Genomic DNA, 22,729 nt, shown 5'->3' on the forward strand with positions numbered 1-22,729 from the left:
GCATGGGAGCCCGCGACCGGCTCATCGACAGCGCCGTCGAATTGATGCGCAGCAACGGGGTGTCCGGTACCGGTATCGCGCAGCTGCTGGAACACAGCGGCATCTCCCGCCGCTCGGTGTACCTGAACTTTCCCGGCGGAAAATCGGAACTGATCGCGGAGGCGACCCGGGCCGCGGGTGCCGCCTACAGCGCCCTACTGCGCACGATCACGGCCGGGGCCGATGTGGCGTCATCGGTGGGCGCCTTCCCCGCGATCTGGCGGGACAAGCTCGCCGCGAGCGAATTCACCGCCGGTTGCCCGATCGTCGCGGCCGCGCTGGGCCGAGCGGAGGCGCCGGAGGCGGCCGACGCGGCCGGTGCGACCTTCACCGAATGGGAGACGATTCTCGCCGAGCGCCTCGAATCCGAAGATGTCGCACCGGATTTGGCGATAGCGCTGGCAACGACGGTCATCGCCGCGCTCGAGGGCGCGGTCGTGCTGTCCCTGGCGACACGCTCGATGGCCCCGCTGGAACGCGTGGGCGCCCAGATGGCGGAACTGATCGCCCGCCACACGACCCGGGCCGAGTAGATCGAGGCGCGTCCCTCGTCATCCAGCGGCGGCTACTCGGCGAGTGCTCGCTGCACCGCGGCGAAGGAGGGGATGGATGCGGTGGCGCCGACGATGGTCGTGGCCAGGGCGCCGGCCGTGCAGGCCCAGGCCAGCGCGGCGGCCGGGCCGTCGTGCCAGTGCGCGGCGAGGGCGCCGGTGAAGGTGTCGCCCGCGCCGGTGGTATCCACCACCTCGACCCGGACGCCCGGATGGGTGAGCTCACCGTCCGGCCCGCGATAGGTGGCCCCGTCGCCACCGCGGGTGACCAACACGTGCGGGACGGCCCGAAGTTCCGAATCCAGTTGCGCCGCTTCGCCTTCGTTGACGACCGCGATATCGACCGATTGCCACAGGCTCGGCGGCAGCGACCGTGCGGGCGAGGGGTTGAGCAGGACGAGGGTGTCGTGATCGCGTGCGCAACGGGCGGCCTCGATCACGGTGGGCAGTGGAATCTCCAACTGGCACAACAGGATATCCGCGGCGGCGACGACGTCGCGGTCGGCCGCGGTGAGCCCGGACAGCTCGGCGTTCGCCCCGCCCACGACGATGATCGTGTTCTCGCCGGACTCGTCGACGACGATCGTCGCGGTTCCGCTGGCGCCCTCGACGGTGCGCAGCCCGGCGGTGCCGACCTCGTTGTCCTCGAGCACCTTTCGCAAGGCGGGGCCGAAGACGTCGGTCCCGACCGCACCGACGAAGTCGACCTCCGCGCCCGCACGCCGGGCCGCGATCGCCTGATTCGCGCCTTTTCCGCCGGGCACCGTGTCGAATGCGGTGCCGAGGACGGTTTCCCCGGCCCGCGGCCGCCGCCGGGTGCGCGTCACCAGATCCATGTTGATGCTGCCGACCACCGCTATCCGTGCCATGCACGCACCGTAACCCGCCCGGCGCGCGGACGGGGTCGAACCTCGCCGCGGGTCAGGCCCGTTCGGCCGCGGTCACCACCGCCGCCAATCGATCGATGGAGCCGCGCAGTTTGTCGGATGTGGTCGCCCGCGCCCGCGGCAGCCGGCCCTCGTCGGTCAACCGGGTCCAGTCGTAGGTGTGCCGCACGAGCGTACGGGTCGCGTCGATCGGTTCGAGTTCCCACCGCCACAGGTGGCCCGGCGGCTGCTGCCCGGGTTCCGAAGGCAGCCAAGCGATTCGGCGTCCCTCCTCGAATTCCACGATGTGGTTCTCGCGCACGGCGCCGTTGGTCAGCGTCATGGTAAAGACATCGGCCACGTTCCGGACACGTTGCCCGCTCTCGGCCCGGGCGAGATTGTCGTTCCCGTCCCAGCGCGGCTGCTGGGCCGGGTCGGCGATCAATTCGAAGATGTCCGCCGCCGGCGCGGAGACTTCTCGTTCCGCCGATACCACCCTGTCGATAGCTGCCATGGCCCCATCGAAACATCCGGCGCCCGTGTCGACAATCCGGCGGAGTCCCGCGTTCACTTCTGGGTGCCGATCGGCCCGGCGGGCGATTCGTCCCGACGCGGTTCCACGGGCGGTCCCGCGACCGCGCAGTTCACCTTGCACTGCGGCTCGGCGGCGGGGCCGGCCTCCCGCAGGGCGTCGTCGCGGACGGCTACCACTGTCAGCACCGCGGCCGCGGCCATCACGACCGCGCAGATCACCATGGCCTCGCGGAACCCGCGCTCGAAGGCGGCGGGGTCGGTGTAGGCCGCGCCGGTCAGGCCGGTCAACGGTGGAACAGCCGCTACCGCAAGCAATCCCGCCGCGCGCGCGACGGCGTTGTTGACGCCGCTGGCCACCCCCGCGTGGCGTTCGTCGGCGGTCGCCAGCACGGTCGCGGTCAGCGGGGCGACGGCCAGGGTGAGGCCGAGGCCGAACACGAGCGCGGCGGGCAGCACATCGGTGAGATAGGAGGCGTTCGAGCCGATTCGCATCATCAACACCATGCCGACGGCCGCCAGTGCGACGCCCGCGGCGATCGGGATGCGCGGCCCGATCCGCTGCGCCAGATCGCCCGAGCGGGCGGAGAACAACAGCATCAGTACGGTCGCGGGCAGCATCGCGGTCCCGGCCGCCATGGGGCTGAATCCGGCTACCACCTGCAGGGTGAGCACCAGGAGGAAGAACACCACACCCATCGCGCCGTACATGACGAAGGTGACCGCGTTGATCACGCTGAACTGCCGGGACGCGAAGATCTCCACCGGCAGCATCGGCGGCGGGCCGCCGGGCCGGCCGGCCCGGGCGTATCGCGCCGACCGCCGCCGCTCCACGAGCACGAAGGCGATCCCCGCGACGACGCCGACCGCCGCCGCGCCGACCACCGCCACCCGGCTGCTGCCGGGCTCGGCCGCCATGGTCAGCGCGTAGGTGATGCCCGCGAGGCACAGCGCCGCGAGAACCGCGCCGAGCACATCGAACCCTTCGTGGCCCGCGGTCCGCGCCGGCTGTCCGGCCACGTCGGCATCACCGACCGGACGCGGCGACTCGGTGCGCTCGCCCGCGCCGGGACGGGTCCGAGCGGCCGTGCTGCCGGCGGTTTCGGAACCGTACGTTTCCGGCACGTGTCGCGCTGCGACCAGCACGATCACCGCCGCCAGCGGAATATTCAGCAGGAACACCCAGCGCCACCCGGCCGCGCCGACCAGCCAGCCGCCGAGGAAGGGACCGATCGCACCCGCGACGCCGCCGAGACCGGACCAGGCGCCCACGGCGCGAGCGCGATCGGCCTTGACGAACGAGGCCTGGATGATGGCCAGTGAACCCGGTGTCAGCAACGCCCCGCCCACTCCCTGCAGGGCACGGGCGGCGATCAGCATCGGAATGCCCTGGGCCGCACCGCATATCGCCGAGGCCAGGGCGAACCACACCACCCCGACCAGGAAGATCCGCCGGCGCCCGAACCGGTCTCCCAGCGAACCGCCGAGCAGGATCAACCCGGCCAGCGTCAGGGTGTAGGCGTTGACGGTCCATTGCAGCCCGGCCATCGAAGTGCCGAATTCCTCGCCGATGCGCGGCAGCGCCACATTCACCACGGTCGCGTCCAGCATCGCCATACCCGATCCGAGCACGGTGGCGAGCAGCACCCAGCGACCGGAACCGGTGGACAACCGGATGGTGGCGACCATGTGCACACGGTAGTCGCCGGCACCGACGGGCGCCGGGTTATCCGGCGGCGCGCTCCGTGGCCCGGTCAGTAGGCTGTTCACCATGACTGCTGGAACTGTCGGCGAAGTGGATACCGTGCGCGAGGCCGTGCACGACGCGGCTCGGCGGGCTCGGGTGGCGTCGCGGACGTTGGCGCAGCTGACGACCGCGCAGAAGGACGCGGCGCTGCATGCCGCGGCCGATGCCCTGCTCGCGGCGAAGGACACCGTGCTGGGCGCCAACGCCGAGGACATCGCGGCCGCCGAGGCGACCGGGACCGCGGCCTCGCTCCTGGACCGCTTGCGGTTGACGCAGGATCGCATCGACGGCATCGCCTCCGGGCTGCGGCAGGTCGCCGGCCTGCCGGATCCGGTCGGAGTGGTGCTGCGCGGATCGACTCTGGCCAACGGGCTGGAGATCCGGCAGGTGCGGGTGCCGCTGGGTGTGGTCGGAATGGTCTACGAGGCCCGCCCGAATGTCACCGTCGACGCCTTCGGACTGGCCCTGAAGTCCGGGAACGCGGCCCTGCTGCGCGGTTCGTCCTCGGCCGCGCGATCCAATGCCGCGCTGGTGGCGATCATGCGCGACGCCCTTGTGGCACAAGAGATTCCGGCCGACGCCGTCCAGTTGCTGCCGAGTGAGGACCGTTCCAGCGTGACCCATCTGATCCAGGCGCGCGGTCTGGTGGATGTGGTCATCCCGCGCGGTGGCGCCGGCCTGATCAACGCAGTGGTGCGCGATGCGCAGGTCCCGACCATCGAAACCGGCACCGGCAACTGCCATGTCTATGTCCACGCCGCCGCCGATCTCGAGATGGCGGAATCGATCCTGCTGAACTCCAAGACCCGCCGCCCCAGTGTCTGCAACACCGCCGAGACGGTGCTCATCGACCGTGCGATCGCCGACACCGCGGTGCCCCGCCTGATCGGCGCGCTGGAACGCGCCCAGGTGACGGTTCACGGCGATCTGCCGGGTCTGGTCCCGGCCACCGACGACGACTGGGCCGACGAATATCTCTCGCTGGATATCGCGCTGAAGGTCGTGGACGATCTCGACGCCGCGGTCGATCACATCAACGAATGGGGCACCGGGCACACCGAGGCGATCGTGACCGCCGACCTGAAGGCGGCGCGCGAATTCACCGCACGGGTGGACGCGGCCGCGGTGATGGTCAACGCTTCGACGGCATTCACCGACGGCGAACAGTTCGGGTTCGGCGCCGAGATCGGCATCTCGACGCAGAAACTCCACGCCCGCGGGCCGATGGCGCTGCCGGAGCTGACCTCGACCAAGTGGATCGTCTGGGGTGACGGCCAGATCCGGCCGAGCTGACTCGGCCCGGCCGGCCTCGGCCGAGCCGGTGGTCTCGCCGGCACCGGAGTATCGGATCCGGCCCGCGGGTGTGTACCGTCGTGAGCAGGTGTTCTTTACGGTGCATACCTGCTGTGGTCTGCGCTGTTGTTCGTCGATACGGGCGCCGGACCCGTCGAAGGAGGGCCACACACGTGCAGACGACTGTGCACGAGCCGATTTTCGCCTCGGTCGACGATGTGATCGATCGTCTCGCCGGCACCGGCTACCTGGCCGACAAAGCCACGGCGACCTCGGTGTTCCTGGCCGACCGGCTGGGTAAGCCGCTGTTGATCGAGGGTCCCGCCGGTGTCGGCAAGACCGAGCTGTCGCGCGCGGTGGCTCAGGTCGCCGACGCCGAACTGGTCCGGCTGCAGTGCTACGAGGGCATCGACGAGGCGCGGGCGCTCTACGAGTGGAATCACGCCAAGCAGATCCTGCGCATCCAATCCGCCACCTCGTCCGGCAACGCCGATGCCGGAAACGCCTGGGCCGATACCAAAGCCGACGTATTCAGCGAGGAATTCCTGCTACAGCGCCCGCTGCTGACCGCGATCCGGCGCACCGACCCGACCGTGCTGCTGATCGACGAGGCCGACAAGGCCGATGTCGAGATCGAGGGCCTCATGTTGGAGGTACTGAGCGATTTCGCGGTCACCGTCCCCGAACTGGGCACCATCACCGCGACCCGGCGCCCGTTCGTGGTCCTCACCTCGAACGCCACCCGGGAGCTGTCCGAGGCGTTGAAACGCCGCTGCCTCTACCTGCACATCGACTTTCCGGACGAGGAACTCGAGCGTCGCATCCTGGCCAGCCGGGTTCCCGACCTCGAGCCCGCCATCGCCGCACAGCTGGTCCGGGTCGTGCACGTGCTGCGCGGAATGCAGTTGAAGAAGCTGCCCTCGGTCGCCGAATCCATCGACTGGGCCCGCACGCTGCTGGCCCTGGGGCTGAAGGATCTGGACGACAAGACGGTGCGCGCGACGCTCGGGGTGGTGCTCAAACATCAGAGCGATCACCAGCGCGCCCTCGCCGAGTTGAAATTGGCCTGATCGTGTCCGGTAAGCGCACCTCACCGCGCGCGCTGGTATCCGCCGCGCTGCGTGGCGGGTCCGCACCCGCGTCCGCAGCGGCGCCCGAGCCGGGGCAGATCGCCCCGCACGGATTGTCCGGACACGTGGTGGGCTTCGTGGAGGCATTGCGCGCCAGGGGAATTCCGGTCGGCCCGTCGGAGACCGTCGATGCCGGCCGGGTGCTCACCGTGGTCGATCTGATGGATCGCGAGATGCTGCGCGAGGGGCTGGCCTGCGCGCTGCTGCGCCGCCCCACCCAGCGTGCCACCTTCGACGGCCTGTTCGAGCTGTGGTTTCCCGCTGCGCTGGGGGAGCGGTCCGGCGCCGAGGACATCGAGCTGCCGCGGCGGGCCGACGGGGACATCGATCTGTTCGAACTGCGGCGGATGCTCGCCGAGATGCTGGCCGCCGAACCAACCGGTGAGCAGACCCGGCAGCTGCAGAATCTGGCCGCGCAGATGGTCGAGCAGATGGGGCAGTACCAGTCCGCGAACGGGCCCTCCTTCTCGGCGTATCAGACGCTGAAGGATGTGCAGCCCGAGGTACTGATCAGCAAGATCCTCGCGGGTTTGGCTGCCGGACAGAACAATTCGGAATTCGACACCGAGGTCGCCCGCCGCGCCGCCCGCGAGCGGGTCAAAGCCTTCCGTGGCACGGTCGAGGCCGAGACCCGCCGCCGGGTCGCCGAGCGGCTGGGCCGCGAGCGGGTCGCCACCTACGGCGTGCAACGTCAGGCCGAAGACGCCGATTTCCTGCGGATCTCGGAGAACGAACTGGCCGAATTGCGGCGCGGTTCGCAGCGGCTGGCCCGGGTGCTGGCATCGCGCCTGGCCGCGCGCCGCCGCCGTTCCCGGCGCGGGGAGATCGATCTGCGCAAAACGCTGCGCAAGTCGATGTCGACCGGCGGCGTGCCGATCACGCTGCAGACGCGCAAACCGCGACCCGGCCGTCCCGATCTGGTGTTGCTGTGCGATATTTCGGGCTCGGTCGCCGGATTCTCCAGTTTCACCATGCTGCTGGTGAATTCGCTGCGCGAACAATTCTCCCGGGTGCGAATCTTCGCCTTCGTCGACCGGGTGGACGAGGTGACCCACATCTTCGATCAGGTCACCCCGCTGGACCAGGTGACCCGGCGCATCTTCACCGAAACGAAGGTGGTCGGATTCGAAGGCCATTCCGACTACGGGGCGGCGCTGCGGGGATTCGCGCAGGAGTGGCCCGATGTGGTGACCAGCCGCACCTCGCTGCTGATCCTCGGTGATGCCCGAACCAACTACCGCGACCCGGCGCTGGACACGCTCGCCGAGCTGGTCCAGGTGGCCAAACACGCGCACTGGCTCAATCCGGAGGCCGAGAAGATGTGGGGCACCGGCGATTCCGCCGCGAATCGGTACGCCGAGGTGGTCGAGATGCACGAATGCCGTTCGGCACGTCAGCTGACCGGAGTGGTGAGCCGGCTGCTACCGGTGTAGCGAGCGAGGAGGGTCATGAGCGATCTGCTGCGATACTGCCTCACCAAGCCGGGCGCCTGGCGCGACGAACCCTGGGAGGGCGATGTGGTCGCGAAGGTCGGCGACAAGATCTTCGCCTTCGTCGGCTCCGATGCGGTGACGCTGAAATGTGGCCGCAGCCGGCTCGAGGCCGACGAGTTTGTGCACATCTACCCCGATGAGGTCAGCGCATCGGCCTATATCGGGCGCTACGGCTGGAACACGATTCGGTTGGGGGGAGCGGTGTCCGATGCCGAAGTGCACGAATTGATCGATCAGTCCTACGCCGAGATCGTGGCGAAACTACCCAAATCCAAGCGTCCGCAGGGATAGCCGGCGGTCTGCCGCGCGGGTGCGCCACCATCAGCGGCTGTTAAGCACTTCCCAAGCCGGACCGCCGATCATTCGCGCGTGCCGAGCCCATCGGGGGAGTTCGCCGACGAATTCCCCGCCGCCCATCCGAGCGTCCCCGCGGCGCAACGACGTTCCCACGGGTCGGAGGCCGTTCGTTGAGTGCCGAATCCGACCCGTTCCGGGACGAGGGGGACATGCGCGAGCTGACCGAGGCCGCGATCGCGCGGCTGCGGGCCGACCCCGCGGCCGCCGAGCGCATGCTGCGGCAGGCGGTCGATATCGGTTCCGGTGTGCTGTCGGATCGGCAGCTGGCCAGGCTGGCCTCGCTCGTGGTCACAGCGGTCGCCCAGCAGCGCGGCCGCGAGGACGATCTGGCCGCCGCCGCCTTGGCCGCTGCCCACCGCTGGATGGACGTCTCCGCCGCCGACGCCGCCCATCACACCGTGCTCGCCGCCCGCGTGCATTACCGACGGGGGCGCTACCGGTCGGCCCTGCCGCTCCTCGCGAGTGCGCTGAGCGCTGCGGAACTGCCCTATCCGCCGGAGGAGATCGCCGTGCTCTACGAACAACTCGGCCACTGCCTGCAGCAGGGCCGTCGGTATCGCGCCGCCGCGCGCGCCTACCGCTCGGGCGCGGCGGTCGTCGTCGGCCGGTCCCAGTGGGCCGAACTGCACGGTGACCTGGTCGGTGCTGCCGCTCGAGCGGAACTGCGGGCCCGCGGTCCCGTGGCGTGGGTGCGCGAAGGGGCGGCCGCGCGGTGGCAGCGGTGGACTCACCGCGCTCGACGGCGGTAGCCGAGGACATCGCCGGGCGGACGCCGCGGCACATCGCAGGACAGTGTGCGCGGGCGCGATCGGGCGGATCGGCCGACGAGACCGACTCGGTTCGGGCCCGCCCAGTAAGCTCGGCATTCGTGCAAAACACAGGTCGGCGCAAACTGGGCGTGATGGGCGGTACCTTCGATCCGATCCATCACGGGCATCTGGTTGCCGCCAGCGAGGTCGCCAACCGGTTCGACCTCGATGAAGTGATCTTCGTACCCACCGGGCAGCCGTGGCAGAAGTCGTCGCGGCAGGTCTCGCCCGCGGAGGACCGCTATCTGATGACGGTTATCGCCACCGCCTCCAATCCGCGGTTCTCGGTCAGCCGCGCGGACATCGACCGGGAGAAGGCCACCTACACCGTCGACACCCTGCGTGACCTGCAGAATCAGCATCCCGATGCCGATCTGTACTTCATCACGGGTGCGGACGCGCTGGCCAGCATCCTGACATGGCAGGATTGGGCGGAACTGTTCGAGCTGGCGAAGTTCGTCGGGGTGAGCCGTCCGGGGTACGAATTGAATGTCGACCACCTCGAGGAGCATCTGCGAAATCAGCCGGCCGACGCGGTCACCGTCATCGAGATCCCGGCTCTGGCGATCTCGTCGAGCGAATGCCGTCGCCGCGCCGCCGAGGGGCGCCCGGTGTGGTACCTCGTTCCGGACGGCGTCGTGCAGTACATATCGAAACGGCACCTGTACGTGCCGGGAGGGAACGGGAAGGTGTGAGCCGATGACCGCATCAGCGCAAGCGGTGGAGATGGCGCGGGTCGCCGCGCGGGCCGCCGACGAGAAGTTGGCGACCGATGTCGTCGTCCTCGATGTCTCCGATCAGCTGGTGATCACCGACTGCTTCGTCATCGCCTCCGCGCCGAACGAGCGCCAGGTCAACGCGATCGTCGACAACGTCGAGGAGAAGTTGCGTCTCGCCGGGCACAAGCCGGTCCGCCGCGAGGGCACCCGGGAAGGGCGCTGGGTGCTGCTGGACTACGTCGATGTGGTGGTACACATCCAGCACAGCGACGAGCGCAATTTCTATGCGCTGGAACGATTGTGGAAGGACTGCCCGCAGGTCGAGGTCCCGGGCCTGGCGGCCCCGGCACCGGCGAGCGGTAGCGGGGACCCCGCGTGAACGACAGGCCCGAAGGTGGTGCGGCACCGGCCGGTTCGCGGGCGACGAAGTATCCGGGGGTGCGGCGGCTGATCCTGTTGCGGCACGGGCAGACCGAATGGAACGCCGTCGACCGCATGCAGGGCCAGATCGACACCGAACTCAGCGAATTGGGCCGTCGCCAGGCGAAAGACGCTGCGCGCGAACTGGTCTCCCAGGACGCCATCGCGATCGTGTCCTCGGATCTGCGCCGCGCCTACGACACCGCTCTGGCGCTCGCCGAACACAGCGGCCTCGAGGTGGTGCGGGATCCGCGGCTGCGGGAAACAAGTCTCGGCGACTGGGAGGGCATGGACCATCTCGAGGTGGACGCGCAATATCCGGGTGCGCGCAAGGCCTGGCGGCTCGATCCCACCGTCACCCCGCCGGGCGGGGAGAGCAAACTCGAGGTCGGCGCCCGCGCGCTGCCGGTGGTTCGCGAACTGTTCGCCGAGCGGGCCGACTGGCCCGGCCGTACCATCATCCTGGTCGCGCACGGCGGGCTGATCGCGGCCCTGACCGCCGCGCTGCTGGAACTGCCCGAGCACAAGTGGCCGATTCTGGGCGGATTGGCCAATACCAGCTGGGTGCAGCTGAGCAGCCACGGTCCGGGCATCGAGCAGCCGGGATGGCGGCTGGATGTGTGGAATGCGGCGGCGAAGGTAGCTCCTGATGTCCTCTGAACGCTCCTCCGACGACCGGGACGAACCGGTCCGGCAGGTATCCGACGCACTGTTGCGCAAGGCGTCCGAAGGTCCGGTTCGGCGCCTGCCGGATGCGTTGTTCGGCGGCCCGAGCGTGCCCGCGGAACCGGTCGAGGAATCCGCTGCGGAATCCGGATCTCCGGATGCGGACGAGGACGGCGGTTCCACCGGTCCGCCAGGGGAACACACGGGGCCGACCGCAACGCCGCAAGCAGCGGTCGACGCCGTCTCCGGAATCGACGAAGCGGTATCCGCCGCGGACTCCGTCCCCGCTCTCGGCGGGAATACCGAACCGGTTGCCGCATCGGGGAATTCGGACCGGCCGGTGCTGGTCGTGATCGCCGATTCGCTGTCGTACTTCGGCCCGAAGGGCGGACTGCCCGCCGACCATCCCCGGATCTGGCCGAATCTGGTAGCGGCGGAACTGGATTGGGACGTCGAGCTGGTGGCTCGGATCGGCTGGACCTGCCGGGACGCCTACTGGGCGCTGATCGGTGATCCCCGGGTGTGGGCAGCGGTCCCGCGCGCCGGCGCGGTGGTGCTGGCGACCGGTGGGATGGACACGCTGCCCTCGCCGCTGCCGACCGCGCTGCGCGAACTGATCCGCTATGTGCGGCCGCCGGTGCTGCGTCGCCAGGTGCGCACCGGATATCAATGGCTACAACCGCGACTGTCGAAACTCGGCCGGCCGGTGGCGCTTCCGCCGCATGTCAGCATCGACTACCTGGAACAATCGCGCCACGCCCTGGCGCAGTTGCGACCCGATCTGCCCGTCGTCTCGGTGCTGCCCTCGGTACACGACTGCGAGGCCTACGGCCGGGTGCACGCCGGTCGCGAGCCCGCGGTGCGCGCGCTGCGCGAGTGGTCGGCGAAAACCGGTGTGCCGCTGGTGGATCTGGGGGAGGCCGTGCGGGACGACATCTTCTCGGGTGCGGCGAATCCGGACGGTATCCACTGGGGGTGGGAGGGCCATGCGGCGGTGGCGCGGGCCATGGTGAAGGTGCTGGCGGAGGTACGCGCGGTCGAGGCCGGTGCATGAACCGGTCCGGATGAGCCATGGCCGTTGTCGTGGTGACCGATTCGGCGGCGAGCGTCCCCGCCGAACTGGTATCGGAACTGGGCATCGTGGTGGTGCCGTTGCATGTGCTGGTCGATGATCGAGCCATGTCGGAGGGCGTCGACGACTGCGAGATCGACTACGGTTCCTCGACGGTGACGACGTCCTCGGCCTCGCCGGGGGAACTGCGCGCGGCCTACGAGCACGCCTGGGAACTCAGCGCCGGAGACGGCGTGGTGGCGGTCCACATCTCCCGGCAGCTGTCGGCCACCTGGGAGGCCGGCCGGCAGGCGGTGCAGGATATGGACGCCGGGCACCGGGTGCGGCTGGTGGATTCCCTGAGCGCGGGACTGGGCACCGGCCTGCCGGTACTCGCGGCGGCGCGCCGAGCCCGGGCGGGCGCGACGCTGGACGTCGTCTACGACACCGCGGTGGCGGCGGCCGGCCGTTCGCGCACCTTCATCGTCGTCAACCGGACCGAGCAGTTGCGGCGCGGTGGGCGGCTGAGCACCGCCGCGATGTTCTTCGGCACCGAATTGGTGACCAAGCCGATTCTGCAGATCGTGGACGGCAAACTCGAGCTGCGGGAGAAGGCCCGCACGCGATCCAAGGCATTCGCGAAACTCGTTGCCGCAGCGGTCGATGCGGCCGGGGACGACGGCGCCGCGGTCGCGGTCCAGCACCTCGGTGCGGCTACCGCCGCCGCGACCGTCGCGGCGCAACTCGGTGAGCTGATTCCCGGGCTGCGGGAACTGGTCACGGCGGAATTCGGGCCCACGCTCGGCGTGCACGTGGGCGTCGGGGCAGTGGGCGTGCTGGTCGTGCCGGGCGGTTGCGGCTGATCGGTCGGCAGTAGCCACCGACAGATACGGTGGCCGGACGTCCTGTTGTCCACAGGCTGGGCCACTGTCCCCAGACATTTCGAAAGCCCAGGTCGCGCCGCGGATCTCGGGCCTCGTCCCGCCTAGCGTGACGGCATGGCGCGAAATGAGGAACGGACCCGGCTACGGTGGCGGCTCGGCGAGGTATCGGCGCGAACAGTGGGCACCCTCGGTCACGACGGCGAGCGGACGGCCGCCGCCGGAGCGTGGGATCTCGCGGAACCTCCGCCGGCATCGGATAGCCGACATCGGCCTGCGGGGTGGCGCGGTTCCGGCGCGCCGACCCGGCAGACCTCGAGGAGCGCGGGCGGCTCGAAATCAGCGCTGGCCGCGAAGAGTTCGGGGACCGCCGAGAGCTCGGGATCCGCTCATGCGGCGGCTGCTGCGTCCGCGACCGCCCGGCTCGCACCCGGCGGATCGAGACCGCGCCGCGGCACCGGCGAACCGCCCTCGGCCGAGGAATACGCCCAGGATTCGTCCGTCGAACCGCCGGCACCGGCTTCGCTGACCGAATCTGCCGAGGGACCACGGTTTCCGCAATGGCTCAGCGAGCCGGTCGGGTCCGTGACGCTCTGGCAGCGCCTACGTCCGGACCGGTTGCGTGCCGTCCGCGTGGACCCGGGCCGGCGGGGCGTCCTCGCCTTGGCCGCGGTGGGGGTTGCCGCGGTGATCGTCGCCGCGGCGGCCGCCCACCGCGACGATCCGGCCGCGGCTCCGGTCGCACCCCTGCCCGCGCTTCGGACCGATGCACCGGAGCGTGCGGCCGCCGCTGCACCGGGTGAGGGCGGTGGCCTCGCCGTGCGAGCCGAACCCGGCGCCCGACCCCCGACGGTGGCACCCGGTGCCGACGCACCGGTCGGGGCGGACCTGGTGGTGAGTGTGATCGGATTGGTCGACCACGCCGGCTTGCTGCACCTGCCACTCGGCGCCCGGGTGGCCGATGCCGTCGCGATGGCGGTCGCGCGGGAGGGTGCGGATCTGACCAGCCTGAACCTGGCTCAGCGCCTCGCCGACGGGGACCAGATCGTGGTCGGGGCGCCGGGGCCCGCGGGCGAACCCCGGCTGGGATCCATGGTCGTTTCCGGCGCCCCGCACGGTGCCGCTCCGGCCGGTGGGGGATCGGCCCCGGCGCCCAAGGTGAACCTCAACACCGCGAGTGAGCAGGAGCTCGACGGGCTGACCGGCGTCGGACCGACCACCGCCGCGGCCATCCTGGCCTGGCGCAGTCGGCACGGCCGGTTCACCAGCATCGACCAGTTGGCGGAGGTGACCGGCATCGGCCCGGCGAAACTGAAGCGCCTCCGGGACCAGGTCACGCTGTGAGCACGGGATCGGAGGACACCTCCGTGCTCGGGGAGCCCGCGGGGGCGACGGACCCCACCCAGCTGGACGCCCGCCTGTTACCGTCCGCGCTGGCCTGCTGGGCGGTGACGATCGTGGCCGTTGCGACGGGCTGGCGGGTGGGCGTCGGAGTTGCTGCGGCACTGGGTCTTTCGGCTGCCGGAGTCGGACTCTGCCTCCTGCGCGGCCTGATTCGGCCGGGACGTCGGACGCTCGCCTGTACGGTGCTCGCCGCGTTGACCGCGGCCGGCGGGTTCGCGGTGGCCGCCTCCTGGCAGGAGCACCGGGCGAGTACTCATCCACTGGGCCGGTTACCGGCCGGGACGGTCGTGACCGCGGAGGCGATCAACGGAGATTCGAAACCGTTGCCGGCCCGCTCGTTCGGTGGGCGCCAGTGGATGATGCGTGCCACCGTCCGGGAGTTCCGTTCCGGCGCGACGACCGTACGCACGCCGGCGGCGGTCACGGTGATCACGCCGGAACGAACCTGGTCCGAACTGGTGCCGGGACAGCGGGTGGTCTTCCGCGCTCGCGTCGACCGGCCCTGGCGGCACGATCTGACGGTCGCGGTCCTGCGTGCGCAGGGTCCACCGAGTGCCGTCGGACCACCCTCGTGGTGGCAATCCGCGGCGGCGACGGTGCGCACCAATCTGGCCGCCGCGGCGCAGCGGGCACTTCCGCCCGACGCCGCCGGCGTGCTGCCCGGGCTGGTCGACGGCGACATCTCCCACCTGCCAGATCACGTGCGAGCGGACTTCCAGGCCGTCGACCTCACTCACCTGCTGGCCGTGTCCGGTACCAATGTGTCGATCACTCTGGCCGGTGTCCTGCTGGCCACTCGAGCGTTGACCTTGGACCCGCGGTGGAGCGCCGCGGCCGCGGGGCTGGCGCTGCTGGGGTTCGTCGTGCTCGCACGTCCCTCCCCGTCGGTGCTCCGGGCCGCGGTGATGGGGTCGATCGCGGTGCTCGCGCTGTTCACCGGGCGACGTAAACAGGCGTTGCCGGCGCTGTGCGCGGCAGTTCTCGTCCTGACCGGAATCTGGCCGCAGTTGGCGGTGGATATCGGATTCGCCCTGTCGGTATTGGCCACCGCCGCCCTCATCCTGCTGGCGCCGGTCTGGTCGGCGTGGCTGGAACGCCGCGGTTGGCCGGGACCGGTGGCCGAGGCGTTCGGGGTGGCGGCCGCCGCGTTCGCGATCACCACGCCGATCATCGCCGCACTCACCGGACATCTCAGCGGTGTGGCGATCGTGGCGAATGTGCTGGTCGAACCGGTCGTCGCCCCGATCACCCTGCTCGGCGTGATCGCCGCCGGGGTGGCGTGGATATCGCAGCCCGCCGCGGTATGGGTGCTCGATCTGGCCGAACCGTTCCTGTGGTGGCTGCTCGTCGTCGCCGAACACGCGGCAGCACTGGGCATTTCGCTTCCGTTGCCGACCGGCGCGACCGGCGCCCTGCTGGCCGCCGGACTGGTCGCCGTCACGGTGGCCGCGCTCGGTGTGTTCGGCACGCGTCGAAGACCGAAGCCCCGGGTGTCGGGCCGGGCCTCGGCCCACCGCACGCCGGGCCTTCCGAACGTGTCGCCGGGCACCCGTAGGATCGTGCCGTGACCGATCACCTCGCTGCCCTGCATCTGGTACTCGGTGAGGAGGAATTGCTCATCGAACGGGCGGTCGCCTCGATCGTGGCGCGGGCACGGGCCGCCACTTCCGACCCCGACGCGCTGCCGGTGGATCGGCTGCGGGCCGGCGATGCGAGTTCGGCCGAATTGGCCGAACTGCTGAGCCCGTCGCTGTTCGCCGAGGATCGGGTGATCGTGCTCGAGTCCGCGGCCGAGGCGGGGAAGGATGCGGTCGCGTTGATCACCGCCGCGGCGGGCGATCTGCCCGACGGAGTGGTTCTGGTGGTGCTGCACACCGGCGGCGGTCGCGCGAAGGCGCTCGCGCCCGCGCTGCAGAAGGCCGGTGCGCAGGTGCACAGTTGCGCCAAGATCACCAAGGCGGCCGAACGAAACGAGTTCGTACGCAACGAATTTCGCACGGCGGGGGTGCGGATCTCCGCCGAGGTGGTGCAGGCGGTGGTCGAGGCCGTGGGGTCGGATCTGCGCGAGCTGGCGGCGGCCTGCTCGCAGCTGGCGGCCGATACCGGCGGCAAAGTGGATATCGCGGCGGTGCGGCGCTATTACTCCGGGCGCGCGGAGGTCACCGGTTTCGAGGTCGCCGAACTCGCCGTCGCCGGCGATCGCCCGGCCGCGATGGAAGCCCTGCGCTGGGCCACCGACCGCGGGGTGCCGGCCGTACTTCTTGCCGACGCCCTGGCCGATTCGGTGCATACCATCGCCCGAGTCGGCTCGGCCGGTCGCGGTGACCCGTTCGCTCTGGCCTCCCAGCTCGGGATGCCGCCGTGGAAGGTGAAGAAGGCACAGGCTCAGGCACGCGGTTGGAACGCCGCCACCATCGGCACCGCGCTGCAGGTGGTGGCTGCCCTGAATGCCGACGTCAAAGGCGGTGCGGCCGATACCGATTACGCCCTCGAACACGCCCTGGCGCGCATCCTGGACCTGCATTCCGCGCGCTGACGGCGCCGGCGTCCCGCGCAGACGCGACTATCGGCGGTTGTGCGCGATGATCTCGCCGACCAGTGCCGGGCCGGGGAAATCCATCATCACGACGCCCGCCGAGATATCGGGACGACCCCGCAGGTAGTCGAGGGCGCGCTGATTCTCGAAGGTCGCGTAGCGATCGGGAAATTTGCTCGGGTCGGGTACACCGGAGGCCGACAGATAGTCCATCGACAGCACGGTCCCGCCGTGGGCGGCGATCGAGCCGAGATGGGTCGCGACGGCCGCCCATTTGTCCTCCCGGCTCGGCCCGTTCCACATGTCCTGCACATCCAGCGGCAGCCCGCGCTGATCGATGCCGTCGGCGCACAACACCACCAACTGTCCCCGCACGTCCCCTATCCGCGGTATCGCCGCGCGGCCGATCGCCGCGGGCCGCCAGACACTCCGATGGGCGTTCAGATAGCGATCGATCAGCGCCGAGTCGGGGGGCCGGGATTCGGCATCGGAACACTGAAAAGGCTTGCCGTCGTTGGTGCATTCGGCCTTGAGCCGCATCAGCACGAGCTCGTGCGGATGCCGGGACAGGAACTGCTCGGTCGCCTCCAGCACCCGATCCAGATCCACGTGCTGCGAGAAACCGCCGTGCTGGACGGTCAGCTCGCCTGCCTCGTCGCGTCGCACACGGATGTCGAGTGCGCGGACACCGGCTTCGAGCTGCGTGCCGAGGGTGCGTATCGAGGCGCAGCCGGGATCGGCACATCCGGAGTCGAATGTCTCCTGGGTGACCACCGCCGGTCCGGCCTTACCGCCGTGGATCGACATCGTGTCGTGGGTACCGGGAACGGAGAGGGCACTGATCGGCAGGTCGTCGGGTAGCGCACTCATCCAGTCGGGATTGTGTGCGGTGTCCAGGCGGCCGGTGGCGCCGGTATCCGCCCGGGGCAGGCCCGCGGCCTCGGTGTCCGGCGTGGCCGATGCCGGGACCGACTGTGCCGCGGCGACCGGCTGTGCCGCCGGCGGCATCGCTCGACCACAGCCGCTCAGGACGGTGCCCACCAGTACGGCGACAGCGACGACCGGAAACGACTTCGTGCGAAACTCCCCACCCGACACCCGATTACGGTAGCCGACGGGAACGTGGTGGCCAAACGGAGCCAACGACAAAAGCCGCCGTGGTCATCTGCGATGCAGATCCTCTGCCACGGCGGCGTTGCGAATGCTGTGGTGCGGCGGTTGGCCGCCTCGAATCCGGCGACTGCCGGATCGGATCGTCAGCCCAGCTTGTTGTAGGCCAGCGACAGTGCGGACTTCTTGTTGGCAGCCTGGTTGGCGTGGATGACGCCCTTCGAGGCGGCCTTGTCCAGGCTGCGGCTCGCCGAACGCATCAGCTCGAGCGCCTTGTCCTTCTCGCCCGCCGCGGCGGCCTCGCGGAACTTGCGGATGGAGGTGCGCAGCGCGGACTTGACCGACTGGTTGCGCACCCGCGCCGCCTCGTTGGTACGGATCCGCTTCATCTGGGACTTGATGTTGGCCACGCGTGTTTCCTCTGATTCCTTCTCGTCAGTGATGTCTGTGAAAAGTCTCTGGGCGCCCTACACGAAAACAGGTAGCGCTGCGCCGACGATCGAGGTTACCAGTTGCCCCGCCGCGAAGTGAAATCGCGGTGCCCGTCCCCGGGCCGGCCGGCTGCCGCCGCGGATCCGCTACCTGCTCGCGACATGCTGATCGGCGTCGTTGTGCGCCCGGGTGCGCTCCCGTAGCGTCCGATCGGGACGACCGTACTGGTCGTCCGGTGAATTTCCTGGATCTCCGCGTAGTACCGGCTCGAAGCACAGCTCGACGATGGGAAGGGTGGCAGATGTCTCCGACTGCTCAGGAAGTGATCGAAGATGTAGTCGAACAGCGGGAAGTCTCGCTGGCTCGAAAACTGGTGGCCGAGGCGATCGGCACTTTCGTACTGGTTCTCGGCGGTGTCGGTACCGCCGTCTTCGCCGGAAGCCGAGTGGGGGCGCTCGGCGTCGCGCTGGCTTTCGGTTTCTGCCTGTTGCTGCTGGTGTATGCGATCGGGCCGATCTCCGGATCGCACGTCAATCCCGCGGTGACGATCGGGCAGTTGGTGATGGGCCGGATCAGCTGGCTCACCGCCGTCTACTACTGGGTGGCTCAACTGGTGGGCGGGTTCGTCGCCGGTGCGGTGATCTTCGCCATCGCGACGGACCTGCCTTCCTACCACCGCGCCTCCGACGGTCTGGGCGCCAACGGGTGGGGTGCGCACAGCCCGTCGAAGATGCAGGTGAGCGGGCCGATCGCGACCATCACGCAGGACGGTTACGGCCTGGCGGCGGCCATCACCGTCGAGGTGTTGCTGACCGCCCTGCTGGTCTTCGTGGTGCTCGCCTCCACCGACCGGATCTCGCATGTGCCGATGTCGGGGCTCAGCATCGGCATCACCCTCGCGGTGATCCACCTGATCGCCATTCCGATCGACAACACGTCGGTGAACCCGGCTCGCAGCCTGGCGGTCGCTCCGTATCAGGACGGTGCCATCGCCCAGGTCTGGGTCTTCGTCGTCTTCCCGCTGATCGGCGGCGTGCTGGGAGCCTTGGTCTACAGCATGTTGTTCGGCCGCGACCGGCACCTCGCGGACTGATCCGCTCCGACGAATCCGGTCGCCGGGTGCGGCCGGATTCGTCGTTTCCGGGTGCGTTCCGGATGGTTTCGACACCCGGGCCGCGGCGCTGCTGCGCCTCAGCCCCAGTGGTACTCCGCGCACAGCCGATGCGCGATCCGGTCGAAGGTTTTGCGCGGCAGAATCGCGCCTTCGCGCCGGATCCCGGCCTCCGGGACGTCGAGGACCCGATCCAGCCGGACCCAGCTGTCGCGACCCTCGTAATCCCACGGTCCCGCGCCGATTCCGATCCAATCGGGCTGGCCCTCGCGGGCCGGATTCGACGAAAGCATCAGTCCCAGCAGGGTTTTGCGCTCCCGCCCGACCACCAGGACCGGGCGGTCCTTACCGTTGGCCGGATCCTCCTCGTAGGGGACCCAGGTCCACACGATTTCGCCCGGGTCGGCGCGGCCGTCGATCTGGGGGCAGTAGACGATCTGGCGGGCCCGCTCGCGGGTGGGCACCGGCGCGGAGGCCGCCGGTCGCACCACCACGGGCTGCTTGCGCCGGCCGAGGGCCCGGTCGAACATCGCCGAGCGCTGCATCCGGTCGACGAGCTTCGGTGCCTGCTTCTTGACGATCCGGGGCCCCTGCTCCTTGGCAATGGTCCCCAACTGCTTGCCCAGAGAGCTCCATGTGCTGGCCATGTTCGCAGAGCTTAACGGCGGCCGGCGACCATCTCATCCCGTCCCGGATCCGCTTGTGCCCGCAGCGAATCGACTGTGCCGTCACTCACATCGGCGGCGGCCGTGACCGACGCCCGGCAGCGGTCGCGGCCGACGGTCGCCGGTGCGTGCACGACCACGCGGTATGCGCACGTAGACTGCCGCATGGCGACTTATCGACTTGTTCACGGGTAGGAGTGTCCCATCAGCACGTTTGCCGACACGACGTTCACCGATCCCGCGCGGATCCGGAACTTCTGCATCATCGCGCATATCGACCACGGGAAATCGACCCTGGCCGACCGGATGCTGCAGCTGACCGGTGTGGTCGAGGAACGGCAGATGCGTGCGCAGTATCTGGACCGGATGGATATCGAGCGGGAACGCGGTATCACCATCAAGGCGCAGAACGTGCGGCTGCCCTGGAAGATCGATACCGCGGACGGACCGGAAGACTACGTCCTGCACCTGATCGACACCCCCGGTCACGTCGACTTCACCTACGAGGTCTCGCGGGCGCTGGAAGCGTGTGAAGGCGCGATTCTGCTGGTCGACGCCGCCCAGGGCATCGAGGCGCAGACGCTGGCGAACCTGTACCTGGCCCTGGACAAGGATCTCGAGATCATTCCGGTGCTGAACAAGATCGACCTGCCGGCCGCCGATCCCGACCGCTACGCGGCGGAGCTGGCCCACATCGTCGGCTGTGAGCCCGAGGACGTGCTGCGGGTTTCGGGGAAGACCGGTGTCGGTGTTCCCGAACTGCTGAACAAGGTGATCGAGGTCGTGCCGCCGCCGGTCGGCGAGGCCGACGCCCCCGCTCGGGCGTTGATCTTCGATTCGGTCTACGACACCTACCGCGGTGTCGTCACCTACGTCCGCGTGGTCGACGGCAAGCTCACCCCGCGTCAGAAGATCAAGATGATGTCCACCGGCGCCACCCACGAGCTGCTCGAGATCGGCATCGTCTCGCCCGAGCCCAAGCCGACCCAGGGCCTCGGCGTCGGCGAGGTGGGGTACCTCATCACCGGTGTGAAGGATGTGCGTCAGTCCAAGGTCGGCGACACCGTCACCACCGCTCGCGACGGCGCCACCGAGGCGCTCACCGGTTACCGGGAGCCCCGGCCGATGGTCTACTCCGGCCTGTATCCGGTCGATGGCTCCGACTATCCGGATCTGCGCGACGCGCTGGACAAACTGCAGCTCAACGATGCCGCGCTCACCTATGTGCCGGAGACCTCGGTGGCGCTGGGCTTCGGATTCCGCTGCGGCTTCCTCGGTCTGCTGCATATGGAGATCACCCGGGAACGCCTGCAGCGCGAGTTCAATCTGGACCTGATCTCCACCGCGCCGAACGTGATCTACCGGGTGATCATGGAGGACGGCACCGAACATGTGGTCACCAATCCGTCGTTCTGGCCGGAGGGCAAGGTACGGCAGATCTTCGAGCCGGTGACCAAGTGCACGATCATCGCGCCGAGTGAATTCGTCGGCACGATCATGGAGTTGTGCCAGTCCCGCCGTGGCGAGTTGCTCGGCATGGACTACCTGTCCGAGACCCGGGTCGAGATGCGCTACACGCTGCCGATGGCGGAGATCATCTTCGACTTCTTCGACTCGTTGAAGTCGCGCACCCGTGGCTACGCCTCGCTCGACTACGAGGAGGCGGGCGAACAGGAGGCCGCGCTGGTCAAGGTGGACATCCTGCTCCAGGGCGAGGCGGTCGACGCGTTCTCCGCGATCGTGCACAAGGATGCCGCCCAGGCCTACGGCCACAAGATGACCACCAAACTGCGCGAGCTCATCCCACGGCAGCAGTTCGAGGTGCCGATCCAGGCGGCGATCGGATCGAAAGTAATTGCGCGCGAGAATATTCGGGCGATCCGCAAGGATGTGCTGGCCAAATGCTACGGCGGTGACATCTCGCGTAAGCGCAAACTGCTGGAGAAGCAGAAGGAGGGCAAGAAGCGCATGAAGACCATCGGACGGGTGGACGTGCCGCAGGAAGCCTTCGTGGCCGCGCTCTCCACCGATTCGTCATCCGACAAGCCGAAGAGGTAGGGTCGACGGTTCCGGGGAGTTAACTGGACCATTGACCGAGTCAATCGCCGGTTGGTCTCGGGACCGTTGTGCCGGGCCGTCCTCGACGGGATGGGTGGCACAGCTGTGTCCTGTCATTGTCCGGTGGGGAGAAAACCTGAAGGATGTGACAGGCATGTTTTCCGGAAATAAGGTGTAAAAGAGGCCGAATTCGGTAAGTCCCCGTTCGGTTTCGAACGCAGAACACTGAGAGCGGAGTTTCTATGTCGCGTGAGCTGCCCTTCGACGACGATGCGGACGCGGGCGATCACGCGAGTGATGCCGCCTATCGCGTCGCGACGGGCGTCGCGCGGGTGGCTCGGGCCGGTGCGTATGTCACCGGCGGGGCGCTGATCGCCTCGAACGGCTCTCCGGCCCCGGAAAACGAGTCGCACAACAGTCACATCACCGGCTGGTCGACCGCCGATCCGCATCAGGACGCGCCGAGTCCCGTTGTGACATATCCGGATCCGTCACCCGATTCGGTGCCGCCGGACCTGGGCACCTCCGCCCCGAACACGCCGCCCGCGGCGGCGCCCGCCCCGGTGGATCCGCCCGCCGCGCACGGCTACAGCGGCTTCCAGGTGCCATACGCCGACGGTCGGACGGTCGCCCCCGGTGCCGGGGAGACCCCCGGCGACGGGTCGTATACCTTGCCCGGCACCGACTACACCGTGCCGGGCGCCGGCTACGGATTCGACGGCACCGAGTACGCGAACCCGGGATACTATGCGGGCCAAGATTTTTGGCAGCCGGGCCGGCACCCCGCCGCCGCGCCTGCCCATGACGCCGTGCCCGGCGCCGGCGCTGCGACCGGCCGCGGCGACGGCTTCGGGATGCCC

Annotated in this window: 22 protein-coding genes and 1 pseudogene; 17 read left to right on the plus strand and 6 right to left on the minus strand. The window is 69.3% G+C overall.

From position 1 onward, the window contains the following. Positions 1–2: 2 nt before the first annotated feature. Positions 3–572 (plus strand): TetR/AcrR family transcriptional regulator, encoded by a 570-nt coding sequence (locus ON37_RS07585; RefSeq protein WP_040718081.1) that lies wholly within the window; start codon positions 3–5, stop codon positions 570–572. A 32-nt stretch (positions 573–604) separates the two neighbouring features. Here the strand turns inward: ON37_RS07585 and ON37_RS07590 are convergent, their stop codons facing one another. From ON37_RS07590 to ON37_RS07600, 3 genes are read right to left on the minus strand one after another with little or no spacing between them, the layout of a single operon-like run. Then, positions 605–1,459: a ribokinase gene (locus ON37_RS07590; protein WP_040718083.1), complete on the minus strand. Its 855-nt coding sequence runs from the start codon at positions 1,457–1,459 to the stop codon at positions 605–607. Between the two features lie 52 nt (positions 1,460–1,511). Then, complete coding sequence (locus tag ON37_RS07595) at positions 1,512–1,970, minus strand: SRPBCC family protein (RefSeq protein ID WP_040718084.1); 459 nt, start codon at positions 1,968–1,970, stop codon at positions 1,512–1,514. Positions 1,971–2,023: 53 nt separating this feature from the next. Beyond that, positions 2,024–3,676, minus strand: coding sequence for an MFS transporter (locus ON37_RS07600; protein ID WP_040718113.1), 1,653 nt, complete (start codon positions 3,674–3,676; stop codon positions 2,024–2,026). 82 nt (positions 3,677–3,758) lie between these two features. On the opposite strand from ON37_RS07600, the gene ON37_RS07605 reads away from it, so the two are divergent. From ON37_RS07605 to holA, 13 genes are all read left to right on the plus strand, one after another. Continuing rightward, complete coding sequence (locus ON37_RS07605) at positions 3,759–5,027, plus strand: glutamate-5-semialdehyde dehydrogenase (protein WP_040718085.1); 1,269 nt, start codon at positions 3,759–3,761, stop codon at positions 5,025–5,027. A 173-nt stretch (positions 5,028–5,200) separates the two neighbouring features. Further along, on the plus strand, positions 5,201–6,097 hold the full coding sequence (locus tag ON37_RS07610) for an AAA family ATPase (protein ID WP_040718086.1): 897 nt from the start codon (positions 5,201–5,203) through the stop codon (positions 6,095–6,097). Between the two features lie 47 nt (positions 6,098–6,144). Further along, the gene (locus ON37_RS07615; protein WP_040718114.1) at positions 6,145–7,590 is read left to right on the plus strand and encodes a vWA domain-containing protein; all 1,446 of its coding nucleotides are present in this window, start codon (positions 6,145–6,147) and stop codon (positions 7,588–7,590) included. A 15-nt stretch (positions 7,591–7,605) separates the two neighbouring features. Continuing rightward, positions 7,606–7,941 (plus strand): MmcQ/YjbR family DNA-binding protein, encoded by a 336-nt coding sequence (locus ON37_RS07620; RefSeq protein WP_040718088.1) that lies wholly within the window; start codon positions 7,606–7,608, stop codon positions 7,939–7,941. 176 nt (positions 7,942–8,117) lie between these two features. Further along, positions 8,118–8,756, plus strand: a complete 639-nt coding sequence (locus tag ON37_RS07625; protein ID WP_157171379.1) for a hypothetical protein — start codon at positions 8,118–8,120, stop codon at positions 8,754–8,756. A gap of 119 nt (positions 8,757–8,875) precedes the next feature. After that, positions 8,876–9,511, plus strand: a complete 636-nt coding sequence (gene nadD / locus ON37_RS07630; RefSeq protein ID WP_083892802.1) for a nicotinate-nucleotide adenylyltransferase — start codon at positions 8,876–8,878, stop codon at positions 9,509–9,511. A 4-nt stretch (positions 9,512–9,515) separates the two neighbouring features. Further along, a complete protein-coding gene (gene rsfS / locus ON37_RS07635; RefSeq protein ID WP_040718092.1) occupies positions 9,516–9,914 on the plus strand; it encodes a ribosome silencing factor in 399 nt (132 codons plus the stop codon). A gap of 59 nt (positions 9,915–9,973) precedes the next feature. Further along, the gene (locus ON37_RS07640; RefSeq protein ID WP_040718115.1) at positions 9,974–10,615 is read left to right on the plus strand and encodes a histidine phosphatase family protein; all 642 of its coding nucleotides are present in this window, start codon (positions 9,974–9,976) and stop codon (positions 10,613–10,615) included. A 346-nt stretch (positions 10,616–10,961) separates the two neighbouring features. Next, complete coding sequence (gene octT / locus ON37_RS07645) at positions 10,962–11,675, plus strand: diglucosylglycerate octanoyltransferase (RefSeq protein WP_040718116.1); 714 nt, start codon at positions 10,962–10,964, stop codon at positions 11,673–11,675. 17 nt (positions 11,676–11,692) lie between these two features. Continuing rightward, entirely contained in the window at positions 11,693–12,535 is an 843-nt protein-coding gene (locus ON37_RS07650) for a DegV family protein (RefSeq protein ID WP_040718093.1), read from the plus strand. A 603-nt stretch (positions 12,536–13,138) separates the two neighbouring features. Next, complete coding sequence (locus tag ON37_RS33785; protein ID WP_040718117.1) at positions 13,139–13,897, plus strand: ComEA family DNA-binding protein; 759 nt, start codon at positions 13,139–13,141, stop codon at positions 13,895–13,897. Then, on the plus strand, positions 13,894–15,525 hold the full coding sequence (locus ON37_RS07660; RefSeq protein ID WP_210741070.1) for a ComEC/Rec2 family competence protein: 1,632 nt from the start codon (positions 13,894–13,896) through the stop codon (positions 15,523–15,525). The genes ON37_RS33785 and ON37_RS07660 overlap by 4 nt, the downstream gene beginning before the upstream one ends. Then, positions 15,522–16,493, plus strand: a complete 972-nt coding sequence (gene holA, locus ON37_RS07665; protein WP_040718094.1) for a DNA polymerase III subunit delta — start codon at positions 15,522–15,524, stop codon at positions 16,491–16,493. Before ON37_RS07660 ends, holA begins: the two co-directional genes overlap by 4 nt. Positions 16,494–16,520: 27 nt before the next feature. On the opposite strand, the gene ON37_RS07670 is transcribed toward holA, so the two are convergent. Then, positions 16,521–17,591, minus strand: coding sequence for a phosphatidylinositol-specific phospholipase C (locus tag ON37_RS07670; protein ID WP_040718095.1), 1,071 nt, complete (start codon positions 17,589–17,591; stop codon positions 16,521–16,523). Between the two features lie 158 nt (positions 17,592–17,749). Then, the gene (gene rpsT / locus ON37_RS07675; protein ID WP_040718096.1) at positions 17,750–18,013 is read right to left on the minus strand and encodes a 30S ribosomal protein S20; all 264 of its coding nucleotides are present in this window, start codon (positions 18,011–18,013) and stop codon (positions 17,750–17,752) included. Positions 18,014–18,336: 323 nt separating this feature from the next. On the opposite strand from rpsT, the gene ON37_RS07680 reads away from it, so the two are divergent. Then, entirely contained in the window at positions 18,337–19,128 is a 792-nt protein-coding gene (locus ON37_RS07680; protein ID WP_040718098.1) for an aquaporin, read from the plus strand. Between the two features lie 98 nt (positions 19,129–19,226). On the opposite strand, the gene ON37_RS07685 is transcribed toward ON37_RS07680, so the two are convergent. Continuing rightward, a complete protein-coding gene (locus ON37_RS07685; protein ID WP_040718099.1) occupies positions 19,227–19,793 on the minus strand; it encodes a type II toxin-antitoxin system PemK/MazF family toxin in 567 nt (188 codons plus the stop codon). Positions 19,794–20,015: 222 nt separating this feature from the next. On the opposite strand from ON37_RS07685, the gene lepA reads away from it, so the two are divergent. Both lepA and ON37_RS07695 read left to right on the plus strand, forming a co-directional pair. Beyond that, entirely contained in the window at positions 20,016–21,869 is a 1,854-nt protein-coding gene (gene lepA, locus ON37_RS07690) for a translation elongation factor 4 (protein WP_083892805.1), read from the plus strand. A 242-nt stretch (positions 21,870–22,111) separates the two neighbouring features. Further along, positions 22,112–22,729, plus strand: a pseudogene (locus tag ON37_RS07695) (hypothetical protein); the annotation flags it as partial.

It is taken from the genome of Nocardia veterana NBRC 100344 (assembly GCF_000308855.1).
Lineage (GTDB): Bacteria > Actinomycetota > Actinomycetes > Mycobacteriales > Mycobacteriaceae > Nocardia > Nocardia veterana.

Coding starts and splice junctions, on each gene's coding strand:
- ON37_RS07585 (WP_040718081.1), top strand. CDS start 3: ATGGGAGCCCGCGACCGGCTCATCGACAGCGCCGTCGAATTGATGCGC.
- ON37_RS07590 (WP_040718083.1), bottom strand. CDS start 1,459: ATGGCACGGATAGCGGTGGTCGGCAGCATCAACATGGATCTGGTGACG.
- ON37_RS07595 (WP_040718084.1), bottom strand. CDS start 1,970: ATGGCAGCTATCGACAGGGTGGTATCGGCGGAACGAGAAGTCTCCGCG.
- ON37_RS07600 (WP_040718113.1), bottom strand. CDS start 3,676: ATGGTCGCCACCATCCGGTTGTCCACCGGTTCCGGTCGCTGGGTGCTG.
- ON37_RS07605 (WP_040718085.1), top strand. CDS start 3,759: ATGACTGCTGGAACTGTCGGCGAAGTGGATACCGTGCGCGAGGCCGTG.
- ON37_RS07620 (WP_040718088.1), top strand. CDS start 7,606: ATGAGCGATCTGCTGCGATACTGCCTCACCAAGCCGGGCGCCTGGCGC.
- rsfS (WP_040718092.1), top strand. CDS start 9,516: ATGACCGCATCAGCGCAAGCGGTGGAGATGGCGCGGGTCGCCGCGCGG.
- ON37_RS07650 (WP_040718093.1), top strand. CDS start 11,693: ATGGCCGTTGTCGTGGTGACCGATTCGGCGGCGAGCGTCCCCGCCGAA.
- ON37_RS07680 (WP_040718098.1), top strand. CDS start 18,337: ATGTCTCCGACTGCTCAGGAAGTGATCGAAGATGTAGTCGAACAGCGG.
- ON37_RS07685 (WP_040718099.1), bottom strand. CDS start 19,793: ATGGCCAGCACATGGAGCTCTCTGGGCAAGCAGTTGGGGACCATTGCC.